Annotated in this window: 19 protein-coding genes; 15 read left to right on the top strand and 4 right to left on the bottom strand. The window is 59.9% G+C overall.

The window, feature by feature from the left end:
• Positions 1–17 precede the first annotated feature (17 nt).
• Genes GKN89_RS22380 through GKN89_RS22370 form a run of 3 tightly spaced genes read left to right on the top strand, consistent with a single transcriptional unit; the run spans position 18 to position 1857 of the window.
• Complete coding sequence (locus GKN89_RS22380) at positions 18–632, top strand: methylthioribulose 1-phosphate dehydratase (RefSeq protein WP_063918761.1); 615 nt, start codon at positions 18–20, stop codon at positions 630–632.
• Positions 629–1318 (top strand): acireductone synthase, encoded by a 690-nt coding sequence (gene mtnC, locus GKN89_RS22375; RefSeq protein WP_063918762.1) that lies wholly within the window; start codon positions 629–631, stop codon positions 1316–1318. The genes GKN89_RS22380 and mtnC overlap by 4 nt, the downstream gene beginning before the upstream one ends.
• A complete protein-coding gene (locus GKN89_RS22370; protein ID WP_063918763.1) occupies positions 1315–1857 on the top strand; it encodes an acireductone dioxygenase in 543 nt (180 codons plus the stop codon). The genes mtnC and GKN89_RS22370 overlap by 4 nt, the downstream gene beginning before the upstream one ends.
• Before the next feature lie 17 nt (positions 1858–1874).
• Here GKN89_RS22370 and mtnA read toward each other — a convergent pair whose 3' ends face one another.
• Positions 1875–2903 carry an S-methyl-5-thioribose-1-phosphate isomerase gene (gene mtnA, locus GKN89_RS22365; protein WP_154747800.1) on the bottom strand — a complete coding sequence of 343 codons (1029 nt, stop codon included), beginning with the start codon at positions 2901–2903 and terminating at the stop codon, positions 1875–1877.
• A gap of 146 nt (positions 2904–3049) precedes the next feature.
• Here mtnA and mtnK point away from each other — a divergent pair, with 146 nt between their 5' ends.
• The 10 genes from mtnK to GKN89_RS22315 all read left to right on the top strand — a co-directional run bounded on the left by mtnK (position 3050) and on the right by GKN89_RS22315 (position 12249).
• Positions 3050–4249 (top strand): S-methyl-5-thioribose kinase, encoded by a 1200-nt coding sequence (gene mtnK, locus GKN89_RS22360; RefSeq protein ID WP_063918764.1) that lies wholly within the window; start codon positions 3050–3052, stop codon positions 4247–4249.
• A 509-nt stretch (positions 4250–4758) separates the two neighbouring features.
• Complete coding sequence (locus GKN89_RS22355; RefSeq protein WP_025160087.1) at positions 4759–5061, top strand: urease subunit gamma; 303 nt, start codon at positions 4759–4761, stop codon at positions 5059–5061.
• 50 nt (positions 5062–5111) lie between these two features.
• Entirely contained in the window at positions 5112–5558 is a 447-nt protein-coding gene (locus tag GKN89_RS22350; protein ID WP_154747799.1) for an urease subunit beta, read from the top strand.
• Between the two features lie 3 nt (positions 5559–5561).
• Positions 5562–7277, top strand: coding sequence for an urease subunit alpha (locus GKN89_RS22345; RefSeq protein WP_154747798.1), 1716 nt, complete (start codon positions 5562–5564; stop codon positions 7275–7277).
• A 12-nt stretch (positions 7278–7289) separates the two neighbouring features.
• Positions 7290–7886, top strand: a complete 597-nt coding sequence (gene ureE, locus GKN89_RS22340) for an urease accessory protein UreE (protein WP_154747797.1) — start codon at positions 7290–7292, stop codon at positions 7884–7886.
• Positions 7883–8569, top strand: a complete 687-nt coding sequence (locus tag GKN89_RS22335; RefSeq protein WP_063918766.1) for an urease accessory protein UreF — start codon at positions 7883–7885, stop codon at positions 8567–8569. Before ureE ends, GKN89_RS22335 begins: the two co-directional genes overlap by 4 nt.
• 13 nt (positions 8570–8582) lie before the next feature.
• Complete coding sequence (ureG, locus tag GKN89_RS22330; protein WP_370520285.1) at positions 8583–9224, top strand: urease accessory protein UreG; 642 nt, start codon at positions 8583–8585, stop codon at positions 9222–9224.
• Positions 9221–10168, top strand: coding sequence for an urease accessory protein UreD (locus GKN89_RS22325; protein WP_154747796.1), 948 nt, complete (start codon positions 9221–9223; stop codon positions 10166–10168). Before ureG ends, GKN89_RS22325 begins: the two co-directional genes overlap by 4 nt.
• Before the next feature lie 19 nt (positions 10169–10187).
• Complete coding sequence (gene yut, locus GKN89_RS22320) at positions 10188–11165, top strand: urea transporter (RefSeq protein WP_154747795.1); 978 nt, start codon at positions 10188–10190, stop codon at positions 11163–11165.
• 40 nt (positions 11166–11205) lie between these two features.
• Positions 11206–12249, top strand: coding sequence for a HoxN/HupN/NixA family nickel/cobalt transporter (locus GKN89_RS22315; protein ID WP_019454313.1), 1044 nt, complete (start codon positions 11206–11208; stop codon positions 12247–12249).
• Between the two features lie 73 nt (positions 12250–12322).
• Here GKN89_RS22315 and GKN89_RS22310 read toward each other — a convergent pair whose 3' ends face one another.
• Both GKN89_RS22310 and fadE read right to left on the bottom strand, forming a co-directional pair.
• Positions 12323–12475, bottom strand: a complete 153-nt coding sequence (locus tag GKN89_RS22310) for a Hok/Gef family protein (protein WP_004930217.1) — start codon at positions 12473–12475, stop codon at positions 12323–12325.
• A gap of 289 nt (positions 12476–12764) precedes the next feature.
• A complete protein-coding gene (gene fadE, locus GKN89_RS22305) occupies positions 12765–15221 on the bottom strand; it encodes an acyl-CoA dehydrogenase FadE (protein WP_154747794.1) in 2457 nt (818 codons plus the stop codon).
• 246 nt (positions 15222–15467) lie between these two features.
• On the opposite strand from fadE, the gene lpcA reads away from it, so the two are divergent.
• Entirely contained in the window at positions 15468–16049 is a 582-nt protein-coding gene (lpcA, locus tag GKN89_RS22300; RefSeq protein WP_004930220.1) for a D-sedoheptulose 7-phosphate isomerase, read from the top strand.
• 97 nt (positions 16050–16146) lie between these two features.
• On the top strand, positions 16147–16950 hold the full coding sequence (locus tag GKN89_RS22295; protein ID WP_019454310.1) for a class II glutamine amidotransferase: 804 nt from the start codon (positions 16147–16149) through the stop codon (positions 16948–16950).
• Here the strand turns inward: GKN89_RS22295 and dpaA are convergent.
• The gene (gene dpaA / locus GKN89_RS22290) at positions 16885–17652 is read right to left on the bottom strand and encodes a peptidoglycan meso-diaminopimelic acid protein amidase (RefSeq protein ID WP_019454309.1); all 768 of its coding nucleotides are present in this window, start codon (positions 17650–17652) and stop codon (positions 16885–16887) included. The genes GKN89_RS22295 and dpaA overlap by 66 nt on opposite strands.
• Positions 17653–17827 lie beyond the last annotated feature (175 nt).

Raw genomic sequence — 17827 nt, 5'->3', positions numbered from 1 at the left:
AACGGGAAACGATAATAATGACGGAGAATCCGCAACTTGCCGCGTTACTGGCGGCCTGCCACTGGATTGGCGACAAAGGCTGGTGTCCGGCGACCGGCGGCAACATGTCGCTGCGCCTCGACGAACGTCAATGCCTGGTTACCGAGTCCGGCAAAGACAAGGGCAGCCTGAGCGCCGCCGATTTTCTGCGGGTGAATATCGCCGACAATCACGTGCCGAGCGGCCGCACGCCATCGGCGGAAACCGGGCTGCACACGCTGCTCTACCGCCTGTCTGCGCACATCGGCGCGGTGCTGCATACCCATTCCGTTAACGCTACCGTCCTGTCGCGGGTGGAACGCGGCGATGCGCTGGTGCTGCAGGGGTACGAAATGCAAAAGTCGCTGGCCGGCCAATGCAGCCACCTGGACAGCGTGGCGATCCCCATTTTCGACAACGATCAGGACATTCCCCGGCTGGCGGCGCGGGTGGCGGCCTATGCCGAGGCTACGCCGCTGCGGTACGGTTTTCTGGTGCGCGGGCACGGTCTCTATTGCTGGGGAAGTCAGGTGGCGGAAGCCCGCCGCCATCTCGAAGGGCTGGAATTCCTGTTCCAGTGTGAACTGCAACGTCGCTTACTGGAGGCGAAATGATCCGCGCTATCGTGACCGATATTGAAGGCACCACCAGCGATATTCGCTTTGTGCATCAGGTGCTGTTTCCCTATGCCCGTGAACGGCTGGCGGATTTTGTACGCCGTCATGCCTCAGAGGACGAAGTCGCCGCGCCGCTGGCCGCGCTGCGCGCTGAAATTGGCGAGCCGCAGGCGGATCTCGATGCACTGATCGCCGCGCTGTACCGCTTTATGGATGAAGACCGCAAATCCACCGCGCTCAAGGCGCTGCAAGGCATCATCTGGCGCAGCGGTTATCACGAGGGCGACTTCCGCGGGCATCTTTATCCGGAGGTCGCCGGGCAATTGGCCGCCTGGCAGCGGCAGGGGCTGAAGCTCTACGTCTACTCTTCCGGTTCGGTGGAGGCGCAGAAGCTGCTGTTTGGCTACAGCGACGCCGGCGATCTGCAGCCGCTGTTCAGCGGCTATTTCGATACGCACGTCGGCGCCAAGCGTGAAACTGCGTCGTACCGCAACATCGCGCAGGCTATCGGCACCGCGCCTGACGAGCTGCTGTTCCTGTCCGACATCCGCCAGGAACTGGACGCGGCGCAGGCCGCCGGCTGGCATACCTGCCAGCTGATCCGCGATGAGGGGGATACGCAGAGCCGGCACCCGCAAGTAGGCCGTTTTGATCACATCGATTTAAGGGAGTTCGTCTCATGAGTGGATTGACCATTTTCAGCGATAAAGCGCCGCAGCAGCCGTTGTGGCAGAGCCGCGATGCGCTGGAGATCCAGCAGCAGTTGGCGCAGATCGGCGTACGCTTTGAGCGCTGGCAGGCGGATCGCGAGCTGGGTGACAACCCGCAGCCGGAGGCGGTGATCGCCGCCTATCAGCATGAGATAGACCGGCTGGTGGCGGAAAAGGGTTACCAGAGCTGGGATGTGATCAGCATGCGGCCGGACCATGAGCAGCGCCACGCGCTGCGCGAAAAATTCCTGTCCGAACATACGCACGGCGAAGATGAAGTACGCTTTTTCGTTGAAGGGGCGGGGCTGTTTTGCCTGCACCTGGACGGCAAGATCTTCCAGATCCTGTGCGAAAAGAACGATCTGATCTCAGTGCCGGCCAATACCCGCCACTGGTTCGATATGGGATCGGCGCCGCATTTCACCGCGATCCGGGTATTCGATAACCCGGAAGGCTGGGTGGCGCATTTCACCGGTGACAAGATCGCCGATGCTTATCCGCGCCTGGACTGAGCGCCGACGGGCGGGCGTTAACCCAACGCCCGCTGGAAAATCCCCGCTTTAACCTGCTGCGGCGTAATCACGCCGCTGTCGAATACCCACCCGCTGATGAGTGCCGCCGGCGTGACGTCGAACGCCGGATTGTAGACCGGCGCATCGGTCGGCGCCCACTGGCAGGCACCGAAGCTGCCTGAAACGCCGGTCACCTCGGCCGCGGCGCGTTGCTCGATCGGGATGGCGGCGCCGTCCGGGCAGTGCGGATCGTGGGTGGTGTGTGGGGCGGCCACGTAGAACGGGATGCCGTGATAGTGCGCCAGCACCGCCAGGCTGTAAGTGCCGATCTTGTTGGCGACGTCGCCGTTGGCGGCGATGCGATCCGCGCCGACCCATACCGCATCGATCTGGCCCTGCGCCATCAGGCTGGCAGCCATCGAATCGCAGATCAGGCGATAGGGAATGCCCAGCTCGCCCAGTTCCCAGGCGGTCAGGCGGCCGCCTTGCAGCAGCGGCCGGGTTTCATCGACCCACACCTGCTGCACTTTACCCTGCTGGTGGGCGCGCAACAGCACGCCGATGGCGGTGCCGACACCGGCGGTGGCCAACCCGCCGGTATTGCAGTGGGTCAGCAGGCGGCTGTCGGGCTTGACCAGTTCCGCGCCGTGTTCGGCGATGCGATCGCAAAGCTGACGATCTTCTTCTACCAACCGCAGTGCTTCGTGCGCCATTGCCGGCGCCCAGTCTGGCGCCGCCAGCGCCAGTTTCATGCGATCCAGATTGTTCATCAGGTTGACCGCCGTCGGGCGGGCGGCGCGCAGCGTGTGCAGCGCCTGTTCCAGTTCGGCGCGCGGCAGACCGCGTTCCGCGAGCAGCGCCAACAGCAGGCTGGCGGATAGCCCGATCAGCGGCGCGCCGCGTACCCGCAGGCTGTGAATGTGGCCCACCAACTCCTCCACGCTGTCGCAGGCGCGCCACCGCTTTTCCTGCGGCAGGGCTTGCTGATCGAGGATCCAAAGGCGGTTGTCTCGCAGGGTCAAACTGGTGGTGTTAAGCGCTTGCATCGGCGGTTAATTCCTTGTTGCGTGGTTATTGCATCTGAAACGCTATTCTGCCAACATGACTTCCAGATGTATAGACGTCCAAATGCTTTTACGTCTAAATAGATAAAATCGCTGGGGCCAGTGAGAGAGAACAGAGGGGTTGGGGAATGTCGCTTTATCGTACGTTTACGGCTGCCGATGCCGTTGAATACGCCCGTCAATACGGACAGGTGGCCGATCCGCAGGCGCTGGTGAGCGCCGACGAGATCGGTGACGGCAACCTGAACCTGGTGTTCAAGATCCGCGATCGCGAAGGCGTGAGCCGGGTGATCGTCAAACAGGCGTTGCCGTACGTGCGCTGCGTGGGCGAATCCTGGCCGCTGACGCTGGATCGGGCGCGCATCGAAGCGGAAACGCTGCTGATCCACGGTGATTTCTGTCCGCGACATACGGTGAAGGTGCTGCATCACGATCCCGAGTTGGCGGTGATGGTGCAGGAAGATCTCTCCGATCACCGCATTTGGCGCAGCGAGCTGGTACAGGGGCATTACCACCCGCTGGCGGCTGGGCAGCTGGCGGAATACCTGGCGCAGACGCTGTTCCATACCTCCGACTTTTATCAATCGGCACAACAGAAAAAAGCGGAAGTCAGCCGCTTCACCAACCCCGAGCTGTGCCAGATCACCGAAGATCTGTTCTTTACCGACCCTTACATCGACCATGAACGCAATCAGTTCGAGGCGGCGCTGTTGCCGCAGGTGCAGGCGCTGCGTGAGGATGCGCCGCTAAGACTGGCGGTCGCCGGCCTGAAACATCGCTTCCTCAGCAAGGCGGAGGCGCTGCTACACGGAGATATTCACAGCGGTTCGATCTTCGTGGCGGAAGGACGGTTAAAAGCGATCGACGCTGAATTCGGTTTCTACGGCCCTATCGGCTTCGATATCGGCACGGCACTAGGTAACCTGCTGCTCAACTACTGCGGCCTGCCGGGGCTGTTCGGGCCGCGCGACGCCGCCGCCGGGCGCGAGCAGCGGCTGCAGGATGTGCGCGAGCTGTGGTTGATTTTCGCCGATCGTTTCCTGGCCCTGTGCCACCAGCAAAGCCGCGATGCGGCGCTGGCGGCGCCGGGTTACGCCGAGCAGTTCCTGCAGCAGGTCTGGAGCGACGCGATAGGGTACTGCGGCACCGAACTGATTCGGCGTACTATCGGCCTGGCGCACGTCGCCGATCTGGACAGCATCGCCGACGCCGATATGCGCCTCGACTGCCAGCGCCACGCGCTGGGATTGGGGCGTACGCTGATCGTCAATGCGCCACATATAGAGCATATTGACGCGCTGTTGGCGCGTATTCGTCAGCAAGGCTGAAAGTCTTGGCAATGAGGCAAACCCGGCTGCGGCCGGGTTTTTTATTTTTTAATAACTTATTGGTATCAGCAATAGAATAGATAAATTTTTTTTAACTAAAAATATATTTTTCTCGCGTCTGGTTTGTAAATTTAATTATATTTTTTGACCGTTGGTTACATGTCATTAATATTGTGCGAGACGTATCATTGATGGTTATTTTCCAGGTGTCTGTTGAGGTGGTAAAAATAATAAATGGTAGCCTGTGCTTTTTTTGATCGTTTTATTGTGGGGGCGCAAAGAGAAAATAAGATTTTTTATAGATAAAATCTATCACGCCGCCGTTACTTTTTTGTGGTGTGGGTGCGTCTTGTTTTTGCATGAATAAAGTTGCGGCTTGATTATCTCAATATTACCTCCTAGATTGTTCGAAGGTCAGATAAGCACAAATAAATAACGCAAGGTTATTAACTATTAATCACCTTTGGCCTCGGCTTGTCTGATTATTTCTATTAAGACTGGAGTCCTCCATGCAATTAACGCCTAGAGAAATCGAAAAGCTAATGGTCTATACGCTGGCCGACGTCGCCTTAAAGCGAAAGTCCAGAGGGATAAAGCTTAATTACCCCGAGGCGGTGGCGATTATTACCACCGCGGCACTGGAAGGCGCCCGCGAGGGCAAAACGCTGGAAGAGGTCATGAACGACACGCGGCAGGTGTTAAGCCGCGACGACGTGATGGATGGCGTGGCGGATCTGATCCCGCACGTGCAGGTTGAAGCGATTTTCAGCGACGGCAGTCGTCTGGTGACGGTGCACGATCCGATCCAATAAGCGCGTCCCCTGAGAGCCACGGATAAACTTTATCAGCGCAGGTATTTTCGATGAAAAAGCATGACCAAGAAAAGCACGTGCCGCCGGGCGGCTATATCCTGTCCGAAAGTCCCATCACCTTCAATGAAGATCGCGAGGCCATTATTTTAACGGTGCGTAATACCGGCGACAGGCCTATTCAGGTCGGCTCGCATTTTCATTTCTTTGAAGCCAACAAAGCGTTGCAGTTCGATCGTGCTGCCGCCTTTGGTAAACGTTTAAATATCACCGCTACGACGGCGATCCGTTTTGAACCCGGCGATGAGATCGAAGTGGCGCTTATTGCCATCGGCGGTAAACAAACGGTGTATGGCTTTAATAATCTGGTGGACGGCTGGGCGGGGGATAGCCCGGTAGCCGCCGGTGAAAGAGTAAAGAAAACTGTAGATGTAATGCGAGCTATTGAACTGGGTTATAAAAATGTCGAACAGACGCCGACGAAGACGAACGGGGAATAAAGCATGCCAACCATTTCCAGGCAGGAATATGCCGGGCTGTTCGGCCCGACCACCGGCGATAAAATTCGCTTGGGCGACACGCAGCTGTTTATTGAAATAGAAAAAGACCTGCGCGGTTACGGTGAGGAATCGGTCTACGGCGGCGGCAAGTCGCTGCGTGACGGCATGGGTGCCGATAACCGATTAACCAGCGATAACGTTCTGGATCTGGTCATTACCAACGTGACCATCCTGGATGCCCGGCAAGGGGTGATCAAGGCGGACGTCGGCATTAAAAACGGCCTGATCGCCGGCATCGGCAAAAGCGGCAACCCGGCGGTGATGAACGGCGTCACGCCTGGCATGGTGGTGGGCGTCAGCACTGACGCCATCTCAGGGGAGCACCTGATCCTGACCGCCGCCGGCATCGATACGCATATCCATTTCATTTCGCCGCAGCAGGCCGCACACGCGCTCTCCAACGGCGTGACGACCTTCTTCGGCGGCGGCGTCGGGCCGACCGACGGCTCTAACGGCACCACCGTGACCGCCGGCCCCTGGCATATCCATCGCATGCTGCGCGCCTTCGAAAATATGCCGGTCAACGTGGGGATGCTCGGCAAAGGGCATGCTTCCCATGCCGCGCCGTTGGTCGAACAAATTACCGCCGGCGTGGCCGGATTGAAAGTGCACGAAGACTGGGGCGCCACCAATTCCGCACTGCGCCATGCGTTGCGGGTGGCCGATGATATGGATATTCAGGTGGCGGTGCACACCGACAGCCTGAATGAGGGCGGCTACGTCGAGGACACCATCGACGCCTTCGAAGGGCGCACCATCCACACCTTCCACACCGAAGGCGCTGGCGGCGGGCACTCGCCGGATATCATCAAAGTCGCCGCGCAGATGAACGTTTTGCCGAGTTCTACCAACCCCACGCTGCCGTTCGGCATCAACAGCCAGGCCGAACTGTTCGACATGATCATGGTGTGCCACAACCTCAATCCCAATGTGCCGGCCGACGTGGCGTTCTCCGAAAGCCGGGTGCGCCCGGAAACCATCGCTGCGGAAAACGTGCTGCATGACATGGGCGTGCTGTCGATGTTTTCCAGCGATTCACAGGCGATGGGGCGGGTCGGTGAAAACTGGCTGCGGGTGATGCAGACGGCGCATGCGATGAAAGTCGCCCGCGGCAAGCTGCCGGAGGATGCGGCGGAGCACGATAACTTCCGCGTGTTGCGTTACGTGGCGAAGATCACCATCAACCCGGCGATCGCGCAGGGGATCAGCCATGTGCTGGGCTCGGTCGAGGTCGGCAAGATGGCCGATCTGGTGCTGTGGGAGCCGCGTTTCTTCGGCGCCAAGCCGAAGCTGGTGATCAAGGGTGGCATGATCAACTGGGCGGTGATGGGCGATCCCAATGCGTCGCTGCCGACGCCGCAGCCTACCTTCTACCGCCCGATGTTCGGCGCCATGGGCAAATCGCTGCAGGAAACCTGCGTCACTTTCGTCTCCGGCGCTGCGTTGCACGACGGCATCAAAGAGAAACTGGGGCTGGAGCGGCAGGTGATGGCGGTGCATAACTGCCGGGCGATCTCCAAGCAGGACATGGTGCGCAATGCGGAAACGCCGCACATCGAGGTGGATCCCGAGACCTTCGCCGTCAAGGTTAACGGCGAACATGCCACGGTGAAACCGATCGCCACCGCCGTGCTTAATCAACGCTACTTCTTCAGCTAGGGATCGCCGCTCATGATCGTGATTGAAAAGATACTCGGCAATATCAAACGGGATGCCGACTGGCGCGAGCGCTTGCAACACGCCTCGCTGGACGTGCTGACGCTCTCGCAGTGGGAGGCGCAAAAAAGCCGGTGCCGCAAAACCACCCGCGACGGTCGGGACCTCGGCATTTCCCTCGATCGTCATCAGGTGCTGGCTGACGGCGACGTACTGCTCTGGGACGAAGCGAACCGCAGCGCGGTGGTGGTGCAGATGAACCTGCGCGACGTGATGGTGATCCATCTGCAGTCGCTGCTGGCGACCGATATGGCGACGGTGCTGAAGACCGCGTTCGAACTGGGGCATGCGCTGGGCAACCAGCACTGGAAATCGGTCATCAAGGGGGACCGCATTTTTATTCCGCTGACGGTGGCGACCAAGGTGATGGATTCGGTGATGAAAACCCACGGTTTCCATGCGCTGCCTTATTCGTTCGTGAAGGGCGAGAGCATATTACCCCATTTGACCCAGCCCGAAGCGCGCCTGCTGTTCGGCGGCGCGGAGGATTCCGCCACCCATGTGCATGTCGACAGCCCGTTCCTCGGTCAGCATGTGATCAAACTGAAATGAACGCCGTTCAGTTGATACGCATCCTGCAATTTGCCGACTCGGTGCTGCCGGTGGGGGCGTTCGCCTTTTCCAACGGCGTCGAGTCGGCGATCCAGGCCGGTATCGTGCGCGATGCCGACACGCTGCAATCGTTCACCCGCACCGCCTTGCAGCAGGCGGCGGGCGGCGACGGCAGGGCGGTGGTGGCGGCCTGTCGGGCGCTGCAGGCGGACGATCGCGAGGCGGCTCTCGGCCACGACTGGGCGCTGTTCAACCGCAAGCTGAACGAAGAAGGGCGCAGCATGGTGGTGCGAATGGGAAAAAAGCTGGCGGAAATGACGGCGGCCATCTGCGATGAGCCCCAGGTGCTCTGGTGGCTTGAGCAGATCAAAACCGGCCGCGCCGCCGGCACCTATCCGGTGACGCAGGCGGTGGTGATGACGGCGCTGGGCGTCGGCCCGCGCGAGGTGGCGGTGATGCACCAGTACGGGGTGGCGATGACCATTCTCAGCGCCGCCATGCGCCTGATGCGCATCACCCATATCGACACCCAACGCATCCTGTTTCAACTCAACCGCGACATCGATGTTTTTTGTGACGAAGCCGAACGCGGCGGCGTTGAACAAATGGCCTCTTACGCGCCGGTGACCGATGTCCTGGCCGCGCTGCACGTCGGCGCATTTACCCGACTGTTCAGCAACTAATGAATAAGGAACGATCAGAGTGAAAAAAATTACCCGCATTGGCATCGGCGGCCCGGTAGGTTCGGGCAAAACCGCAATCATTGAAGTCATCACGCCGCGCTTGATCGAACGGGGCGTCAGCCCGTTGATCATCACCAACGATATCGTCACCACCGAAGACGCCAAACAGGTCAAGCGCACGCTCAAGGGGATTCTGGACGAGGAAAAAATCCTGGGCGTAGAAACCGGCGCCTGTCCGCATACCGCCGTGCGTGAAGATCCGAGCATGAATATCGCGGCGGTGGAGGAGATGGAGGCCCGTTTTCCGGAAAGCGACGTGGTGATGATCGAGAGCGGCGGCGATAACCTGACGCTGACTTTCAGCCCGGCGCTGGCGGACTTTTACATCTATGTCATCGACGTCGCCGAAGGGGAAAAGATCCCGCGCAAAAATGGCCCGGGTCTGGTGCAGGCCGACATTCTGGTGATCAACAAAATCGATTTGGCCCCCTACGTCGGCGCCAGCCTGGCGGTGATGGAGCACGACACCCGCGTGGTGCGCGGCGAGCGGCCCTATATTCTCACCAACTGCAAAACCGGCGAAGGCATCGATGAACTGGTGGACATGATCATGCGTGATTTTCTGTTTACCCACGCGCCGTCGGCGGCGGTATGACGGCGGTCAGCGAAGCGGCGAGGCGCGTTGCCCAGCTCGGCGCCGACGCGCCGGAGTTGGCCGACTATCAGGATGAGCCGCCGCAGATGGCCAGCGGCGGCGTAGGCAAAACCGGTTATCTGCGGCTGGAGTTTGCACTGAACGGGCATCGCAGCGTGCTGCGGCGGATGGAGCGGCGGGTGCCTTTTCTGGTACAGCGGGCGCTGTATTGGGATGAAGCGCTGCCGCAGATGCCGTGCGTGTTCGTCATCTCCACCTCGGGGTGCATCTTGCAGGGCGATCGCCTGACGCTCGAGGTGCAGGTTGCCCCCCAGGCCTGCGGGCATATCACCACCCAGTCGGCGACTAAGATCCACGCCATGGAAAATAACTACGCGGCGCAGATGCAAATGCTGAGGCTGGAAGCCGGCAGCTATCTGGAGATGATGCCCGATCCGGTGATCCCCCACTGCGGTTCGCGCTTCATTACCGATACCCGCATTACGCTGCATCCGACGGCAACGCTGCTCTACGGCGAGATCCTGATGTCCGGGCGCAAACACCATCAGGCGGATCGCGGGTTCAGATTCGACGTTTACTCCTCACGCATCAGCGCCTGCAGCTCCGATGGCAAGACGCTGTTTGTCGAACGTTATGTGCTGGAACCGCATAAGCATCCGTTGCACGGCGTTGGCGTGATGGGGCCGTTCGATGTGTTCGGCAATGTCATCCTGCTGACGCCGCGCGAGCATCATCAGCGGATCCTCGATCGCATCGCACCCCGCTATGACGAGGTTGAAGGGATCGCCAGCGGCGTCAGCCGATTGCCCAACGAGTGCGGCCTGATCTTTAAGGCATTGGGCAAAGAGGCGCGTCAGGTGAAGGCGGCCATTCGCGTTTTTTGGCGCGTCGCGCGGGAAGAGATCCTGGGCGTGACGCTGCCCGAGCCCTTTATCTGGCGCTAATCTGCAGCGGGAAACGGTCATGACGACAAAGTGGGATTGGGCGGGGCTGTGCGTTCGCTGCCGGGTGGTGGCGGCGACGGATGCGGTGCTGCGCGGCTGTTCGCAGGTGATGTTTCAAAATAATCCGTTGACCGGATTGCTGTTTTTCATCGCCATTTTCGTCGGTGCCTGGGAGGAAGGGCTGCCGCAGGTGGCCTTCGGCTGCCTGTTGGGCACCGCCGCGGCGACGCTGAGTGCGGCGTGGCTGGTGGACGACCGCGCTGCGTTGCGTTCCGGCCTGTATGGCTATAACGGCTGCCTGGTCGGCGCCGCGCTACCGACTTTTTTGTTGCCTTCCGCCTGGCTGTGGGGCGGCGTGATCTTCTGCGGCGCGATCTCGGTGATCGTCACCGTCGGCCTCAATCGGCTGCTGCGCACCTGGCAGATCGCCGCGCTGACCGCGCCTTTCGTGCTGACCACCTGGACGGTGCTGCTGGCCAGCTATCCGTTCAGCCATCTGCGACATGTGCGGCTGCCACCGGCAACCATTCCGGCCGATGGCGCGGTGTTCAACGCGCATCTCGAGATGATGGAGATGCTGAACGGCGCGTTGCACGGCGTCTCCCAGGTTTTTTTGTGCAGCAGCGTGAGCGGTGGTCTGCTGCTGCTGCTCGGGCTGGCGGTTTCGTCGCCGCGCGCGATGCTGCTGGCCTTTTCCGGCGCTTTGCTGGCGGTGGCGACCGCACTGGCGATCGGCGCCGATCCGCAGGCGGTTTTCGCCGGCCTGTACGCCTTCAGCGCAGTGTTGACGGCGGTGGCGCTGGGCTCCGTCTTCAATCCACCCGGCTGGCGGGTGCTGATCTATACGCTGCTTGGCGTGATTTTCACGGTGCTGGTGCAGGGGGCTTTCAATACCTTGCTGGCCCCGCTGGGTATGCCGTCGCTGACCATGCCGTTCGTGATCGCATCCTGGCTGTTCTTGAGCGCCAATCCGGCGGTAATCGCGGCGCGGCGTTAATCCCTCGATTTGAACATAACGATAAAACAGGAGTGTGGGTATGACGGTAGTTTCTGAAGGATTGCACGGTGCGGCCCGGCGGCGGGCGGCATATCTGCTGCTGGGGCTGTTGGCGGTCAACGTCGGCGTCTGGCTGCTGGCGCTGGCGGTGTTCAAAGACAACGCCGCGCTGATGGGCACCGCCTTGCTGGCCTACAGCTTTGGTCTGCGCCATGCGGTGGACGCCGACCACATCGCCGCGATCGACAACGTGACCCGCAAGCTGATGCAGCAGGGCAAAACGCCGGTAGCGGTCGGCACCTTCTTCTCGCTCGGCCACTCGACCATCGTGGTGCTGGCCTCCGCCGCCATTGCCGCGACGGCGATGATGTTCAGCCGCCAGATGAGCTGGTTTCACGAGACCGGCGGCTTGATCGGCACGCTGGTATCCGCGCTGTTTCTGCTGACGGTGGCCTTTATCAATCTGCTGGTGCTGATCTCCGTGTGGCGCGCTTTCCGGCAGGTGAAAGCGGGGGCGCTGCCTGCGCATCAATCGCTGGATGCGCTGATGAGTGGTGGCGGTGCGCTGGCGCGCTGTTTCCGCCCGCTGTTCAGGCTGGTGAATAAGAGTTGGCACATGTACCTGGTGGGCTTCTTGTTTGGCCTGGGCTTCGACACCGCCACCGAGGTTGGGTTGCTGGGCATTTCGGCCGCCGGCGCCGGCCACGGCATGAATCTGTGGAGCATTATGCTGTTCCCGGCGCTGTTCGCCGCCGGTATGGCGCTGATCGACTCCATCGACAACTTCGTGATGATCGGCGCTTACGGCTGGGCGTTTTCCAAACCGATCCGCAAGCTGTACTACAACATGACGATCACGGCGGCATCGGTGCTCATCGCGGTGTTTATCGGCGGCATCGAAGCGCTCGGGCTCATCGCCGACAAGCTGGCGCTGTCCGGCCCGCTGTGGGACGCCGTCGCGCGGCTCAACGATCATCTGGGGGAGATGGGGTATTGGGTGATTGCCGTGTTTATCTTCTGCTGGCTGGTGTCGGTGGTGAATTACCGCTTGCGCGGCTATGACAAACTGACGGTCAGCGGCTGAAAAGGCGGGTGCTCGTAGATCCTGCCTGACACCATCGGCCAACGGGCGGGGCGAACCCCGCCGTTGGGTTGCCTTACCGTTCGGATTCGTAAGCCAAAGTGGCCGCAACCTCCGAGTCTCCCAGCCTGATGCGCAGTTCGCATAGAGAACCGCGGGTTAGCCAGATGAACGCGATCAGCGTCATACAGACGATCACCAGCTTAAGCACGACCCGTTTTTGCTGCATTTTTGACCTCCCTATCCTTGCCTTGCGGCGGGTAAGAGGCTAACCTGATGTTGCTAGGCATCAGAGTGGCCTCGGGTTGATAATATCGACTCGGGGCCTTTCTCTTTCTTTCCTTTGCCAAGGCTCCGGACAGAAAGATCCAGAGCACCCGCCGCGCAGTCTACTCGAACTTCCTTCCGGTGAAATCCGCCGCTGCGCCAACCTGCGGCGCGGTGCGCAGTTTGTGATGCAAGAAAAGAAAAAGGGGCGATGATGATCGCCCCTTGGATGCGTGGAGTTGGACTTGGCGTTAAGCCGCTTCGGTCTGCTGTTGGCGCTTAGACTGCGCCGCCGGCTTTTCCGGCTTGGCGGCCGCCAGCGCGTCCGGCGCGAAGTCGTCCACGTTGATGGAGCGCAGGCGGCTCTCTTCGGCTTTCACCAGGATCTTCGCCTCGTCGGCGCTGATCTTGCCTTCTTCCAGCGCGCGTTCCGCCAAACGATCCAGACGGGTGAACGGCAGATTTTTGCCGGCCGCCTTGCACAGGCGTTCGTGAATCGGCTCGGCGGCCATCACGTCGGCCAGCGCCGCTTCCAGCAGGCCGATTGGGTTATGCTCGCTCGGCGTCAGATACTGACCGCGCCCCAGACGGCTGCGGGTGGCGGAAGGCACCTGCAGGATCTTGGCCAGCTGATGGTCCAGACGATCGGACGGTGCGGTATGCACGCGGCCGAGCGGGAAGACCACGAAGCGCATCGCGCCGGCGATAAAGCGGTTCGGGAAGTTGCGCAGCAGGTCATCCAGTGCCTGTTCAGCTTTATGCAGGCTGTCTTGCACGCCCCAATGCACCAGCGGCAGATCTTCTTTCTGACGGCCTTCGTCGTCAAAGCGTTTCAGCACGGCGGAAGCCAGGTACATCTGGCTGAGGATATCCCCCAGGCGAGCGGAGATGCGCTCACGGCGCTTCAGGCTGCCGCCCAGCACGCCCATGGAAACGTCCGACAGCAACGCCAGGTTGGCGCTCAGACGGTTCAACTGCTGATAGTAACGACGGGTCGCGTCCTTGGTCGGCGTGGCGCTGGTGCGGCCATTGGTCAGGCCCAGCCAGAAGCTGCGCACCTTGTTGCTGCCGACGTGGCCCAGGTGGCCGAACAGCGATTTATCGAAAGCGTTCAGATCGTTGTTTTGCGCGGCCGCCATTTCATCCAGTACATAAGGATGGCAGCGGATCGCGCCCTGACCGAAGATCATCATGGTGCGAGTCAGGATGTTCGCGCCTTCCACCGTGATGGCGATCGGTGCGCCCTGATAAGCGCGAGCCAGGAAGTTGGATTCGCCCAGCATGATGCCTTTACCGCCGGCGATGTCCATGGCGTCAACGATCGACTGCTGGCCGCGGTGCGTACAGTGGTATTTGACGATGGCCGACAGTACGGCCGGCTTCTCGCCCTGCACCAGCGCATAGGTGATCAATGAAGCGGCGGCGTCCATCACATAGGTGTTGCCGGCAATGCGCGCCAACGGCTCTTCGATCCCTTCCATCTTGCCGATGGAGATCTTGAACTGACGGCGAATGTGCGCGTAGGCGCCGGTCGCCAGGGCAATGGATTTCAGGCTGCCGGTGGAGTTGGACGGCAGGGTGATGCCGCGACCGACCGACAGACATTCAACCAGCATGCGCCAGCCCTGGCCGGCCATTTTCGGGCCGCCGATGATGTAATCGATCGGCACGAATACGTCGGTGCCGCGGGTCGGGCCGTTCTGGAACGGCACGTTCAGCGGGAAGTGGCGGTTGCCGATCTCCACGCCTGGCGTGCTGGTCGGGATCAGCGCACAGGTGATGCCCGGGGATTCGTTGTCGCTCAGCAGGCGATTCGGGTCATGCAGTTTGAACGCCAGGCCCAGTACGGTAGCGACCGGTGCCAGCGTGATGTAGCGCTTGTTCCAGGTCAGGCGCATGCCCAGCACCTGTTTGCCTTGCCATTCGCCCATGCAGACGGTGCCGACGTCCGGGATCGCACCGGCATCGGAACCCGCTTCCGGGCTGGTCAGCGCGAAGCAAGGGATCTCGTCGCCGCGTGCCAGGCCCGGCAGATAGTGATTTTTCTGTTCTTCAGTGCCGTAGTGCTGCAGCAGTTCGCCCGGGCCGAGGGAGTTCGGCACGCCGACGGTGATCGCCAGGATGCCGGAAACGCCGGCCAGTTTTTGCAGCACCTGCGCCTGAGCATAAGGCGAGAATTCCAGACCGCCGTACTCTTTCTTGATGATCATCGCGAAGAAACGGTGTTCTTTCAGGTACGCCCACAGTTCAGGCGGCAGATCGGCCAGTTCGTGGGTGATTTGGAAGTCGTTGGCCATGCGGCAGGCTTCTTCCACCGGGCCGTCGATAAACGCCTGCTCTTCTGCCGTCAGGCGCGGTTTCGGGTAGTTGTGCAGCTTGTTCCAGTCCGGCGCGCCGCGGAACAGATCGCCTTCCCACCAGGTGGTGCCGGCGTCGATCGCCTCCTTTTCGGTGGTGGACATCGGCGGCATCACTTTGCGGAATGCGCGCAGCGCCGGCGCGGAAAGCAGGGAACGGCGCACGGAGGAAAGGTTCAGCGGCAGCAGCACGATAGCCAACGGCAGCAACATCCAGAAGCTCCACAGGCCGATAGCGCCCATGGCGGCGGTGTACGCCACCAGGATCAGGCTGCTGAGGGTAAGGTTCACCCGGTGGTAGAACACCACGCCGAGGAGAGCCAGTAAAACGACAATACTAAGAACCATCATAAGAAGCTCCGAAGTAGTAAGAGGTCTGACCTGTTGTGTGTATGTAATAGGTTTTAGTACAAGGCAGAATTTTTATCAATGCGTTTACAGTTTAATTACAACTCAGGTCACAAACTGACAGCACCAATCATCAAAAACCTCTCCGCTTCCTTAACCGGCGCGCTGTTTGGCTGAGAATGCTTCTCGCTGTTTCCGCGATCCGGTACACTGCGGAGCGGAAGATTTGACGATAACAAGAGGTTCCTCATGTACCACGACCTTATTCGCAGTGAACTGAACGAAGCGGCTGATACCCTGGCGAAATTTATCAATGACGACGCCAACATCGACGCCATCCAACGCGCGGCGGTGCTGCTGGCTGATTCCTTCAAAGCCGGCGGTAAAGTGATTTCCTGCGGCAACGGCGGTTCCCATTGCGACGCGATGCACTTCGCCGAAGAACTGACCGGCCGCTACCGCGAAAACCGCCCGGGCTACCCGGCGATTGCCATCTCGGACGTCAGCCACCTGTCCTGCGTCAGCAACGATTTCGGCTATGAGTATGTGTTCTCCCGCTATGTGGAAGCAGTGGGCCGCGAAGGTGACGTGCTGTTGGGCATTTCCACCTCCGGCAACTCCGGCAACATCATCAAGGCCATCGACGCGGCGCGCGCCAAAGGGATGAAAGTGATCACCCTGACCGGCAAGGACGGCGGCAAGATGGCGGGTTCCGCCGATGTGGAAATTCGCGTGCCGCACTTCGGTTACGCCGACCGCATTCAGGAAATCCACATCAAAGCGATCCACATCTTGATTCAGCTGATCGAAAAAGAGATGGTTAAGGCGTAATAGCCTTCGGGGGGCCGCGGCTCCCCATGAATAAGACGGCGGGCGCCGCATGTTGCGCCCGCTCGGCGTGTGTCAGTGTGGTTAAGGAGTGCTGGCGATGTGTGAACTGCTCGGGATGAGCGCAAACGTACCGACCGATATCTGCTTCAGCTTTACCGGTTTGGTTCAGCGCGGCGGCCGTACCGGGCCGCATAAAGATGGCTGGGGCATTACCTTCTATGAAGGGAACGGTTGCCGCACCTTCAAGGATCCGCAGCCGAGCTTCAACTCGCCGATCGCCCGCCTGGTGCAGGACTATCCGATCAAGTCCTGCGCGGTGGTGTCTCATATTCGTCAGGCCAACCGCGGTGAAGTGGCGCTGGAAAACACCCATCCGTTCACCCGCGAACTTTGGGGCCGCAACTGGACCTACGCGCACAACGGTCAATTGAAAGGCTATCGTCAGCTGGATACCGGCACGTTTCGTCCGGTCGGTCAGACCGACAGCGAATATGCGTTCTGTTGGCTGCTGCATCAGCTGGCGCTGAAATACCCGCGCACCCCGAGCCAGTGGCCGGCGGTCTTCCGCTATATCGGCCTGTTGGCGAGCCAGCTGCGCAAGAAAGGGGTGTTCAATATGCTGTTGTCGGACGGGCGCTTCGTGATGGCCTATTGCTCCACCAACCTGTATTGGATCACGCGCCGCGCGCCGTTCGGCAAGGCGACGCTGCTCGACCAGGACGTGGAAATCGATTTTCAGCAGCAGACCACACCAAACGATGTGGTCACGGTGATCGCCACCCAACCGCTAACCGCCAACGAAACCTGGCACAAGATTGAGCCAGGCGAGTTCGCGTTATTTCACTTCGGTGAGCGGCTTGTTCTGAGCGAAGGGATTGGTGTTGGGCGTCGGGCTGGCTGACGCGTACTGCGTCATCTGGCCGCTGCTCATCAACGGTTGACCCAGCACATACTGGCCGTTGTCTACGGTCATCATCGGCGGCTGGTGGTTCTTGGCGAAGTAATCGTAACCCGGTTTCAGCTGGCGCCAGAAGGCGATATAGCTGGATGACGCATGGCGCTTGAGGTTCTGATCGGTCATGCGGAACGGGTAGATGCTGATGTCGACGCGGCTTTGGCCATAGGCGAAGGCGGCTTCGACGTAGCGATAGATTTCATCCATATAGGTGTTGGTCATCGCGTAACAGCCAATCGATTTGCATTCACCGTGGATCATCAGATAAGCGCCGGAATAGCCCTGCGATTTATCGTAATCATTAGGGAAACCGATATTGATCGCCCGATAATACTTGCTGTCGGGTTTCAGATGGCGCGCGTCAACGCTATAAAAGCCTTCAGGACTTTTAAAGTCGCCTTCACGACGTTTAGGACCCAGCCCGCCGGAGAAATTACAGATCGGGAACGTGTTGACCAGACGGAATTCATTGCCCATTCTGGCATACAATTCCAGCTTGCGTTCCTCTTTGAAGATCTGAATATAGACTGGTGAACCTAATAATTGCTGTTTAACTACCGGCGCTTCGGGTACCTGCTCGCTGGCGCTGCAGGCCGTGATCATCGGCATAGAAACAAGCATCGCAAACAACAGCGCGATTTTGCTCATTATAATTCCTGCTTATATTTATCTGCCGGCGCAATCAAGCTGGCCAGCATGCCACTGATTATTGTTTTTACTGCTGCAAAACACCGCCAGATTACCAGCGCGTTTATTTTTAGCAATACGTGATATGTATAAAAAAACGACAAAGCTCGATAAAAGTGAAATGACCGGCAGATTT

This window comes from Serratia sp. YC16, from assembly GCF_009707615.1.
Classification (GTDB): domain Bacteria; phylum Pseudomonadota; class Gammaproteobacteria; order Enterobacterales; family Enterobacteriaceae; genus Serratia; species Serratia surfactantfaciens.
This window is presented reverse-complemented; position numbering and strand designations above follow the sequence as displayed.